The organism is Shigella sp. FC1544, assembly GCF_001722145.1.
Taxonomy (GTDB): Bacteria; Pseudomonadota; Gammaproteobacteria; order Enterobacterales; family Enterobacteriaceae; genus Escherichia; species Escherichia coli.
Map to the genome: position 1 here is coordinate 1 of NZ_MECT01000287.1, position 1,535 is coordinate 1,535.

A 1,535-nucleotide genomic window follows, 5' to 3' on the forward strand; every position below is an offset into this window, starting at 1 on the left:
CAAGGCGAGCTTCATTTAACGCCTTACGCAGTTGCAGAATTTCAGATTCCAGTTCAGCCACCGTGCGGGAACCAGGAGTACCGAGCCCTTTTCTGGCGGCGGTAACCCATTGTCCTAAAGTGCCTTCAGGAAGGGATAATCGGGAAGCGCCTTCACTGATCGAAAGTTGATTTTCAAGAACCGTTCTGACAGCTTCGGCTTTGAACTCTTTAGAGTAACGTTGGTTTTTTCTGCTCATTATTAGCTCCTTCTGATGCCATTCTATTTCAGGAAGGAGTGTCCGTTAAACTCAGGCTACCTCACATATAATTGATACTATCTTCCTCCATCACAATTTCAGAAATGCACGTGTGATTTTTTTGCATCCGGCGTTTGGACTATGTGGAGTTCAAGAGTGGGAAAGTTACAAGAGGTTGAGGGGATAATTAAAGGGATGCTTATGACATTAGATATCCGGATAGGTACGGATATCGTTGTTATTAAATCTAGTTTATACGTTAAGATGCAGCTACAGCAGAAATTGCCACTGTTAATTTTTTCATCGTGAGCCCTTTTATTTGAACTATTATTTAAAAATGATGTCACTGCACTACAAATATTCATCCAATCAATGAGATTATTTCAAGATGTAAGTTTTAGTTTCTCATTTAAATTGTGAAGTAGATCCCTATCTTTATCTGAACTGTTTCTATTGCACACAATGCATGACTATTTTGTGAACGAATATAAATTTGGTAGTTAAATTATATTAAAGGTTGTTATTTATGATTGACTCATAATTTATTTATTTAATTTAAATACCCTAGAAATAACCATGGAAATTATTTGCATGATGTTTGTTTAGATTTATTAATGTAATTGAGGTGGTTTTATTTAATACGCAATATAGCGCCGCTTGATATTAGTTCTATTTTTTTTTGCGTAAGATAGATGAGACAAACTGAGACGCATAATGGTTTGCAAGGCTCTAATACTTTGATGTTGAGGATGTGATGGGGCATGTACGGGGCATAGTACAATGATGTCCATGCTGGTGTAGATAATCTCCAGGCTTATCCGGTGCGCCGTAAAACCCCGTCCTTCAGGGCAGGGATATAAGGCGTGGTTTTCCACCTAACCAGGTGTTTGCTGTTGTTCAATGTATTGGCGGATGACGGATATTGGCGCACCTCCGCAGCTACTGGCAAAATAGCCAGGACTCCACAAAACGCCTTTGTAGTAATACCTGACTGCAATATCTGGTAGATCTCGTCGCAGTCACCTACCCGATACGCCTTTGAGGCTGTTTACCAGACTGGATATTGCCAGTTTGGGAGGATAGTTAATTAACAAATGGACGTGATCTGGTTCGCCATCCATTTCAACCAGTTCAGCTTCAAAATCAGCACATACATTTGAAAAGTAAGTGCGTAGTTTTTCTGTCGCGTCATGGTCACAAATCTGACGTCGGTATTTGGTGACAAAGACCAGGTGAACATGCATCAGGAAAACACAATGCCTTCCACGCCGGATATCGGTTTCTTTTTTCACAGACC

General features: G+C 40.2%; 1 protein-coding gene and 1 pseudogene. Both read right to left on the bottom strand.

Annotation, left to right across the window (positions count from 1 at the left end):
* Nucleotides 1–238, bottom strand: a 238-nt coding sequence (locus tag BGK49_RS14295) for a transposase (RefSeq protein ID WP_032335914.1), incomplete at its 3' end; no start/stop codon positions are given.
* A gap of 875 nt (nt 239–1,113) precedes the next feature.
* Nucleotides 1,114–1,530, bottom strand: a pseudogene (tnpA, locus tag BGK49_RS27275) (IS200/IS605 family transposase).
* Nucleotides 1,531–1,535: the final 5 nt, after the last annotated feature.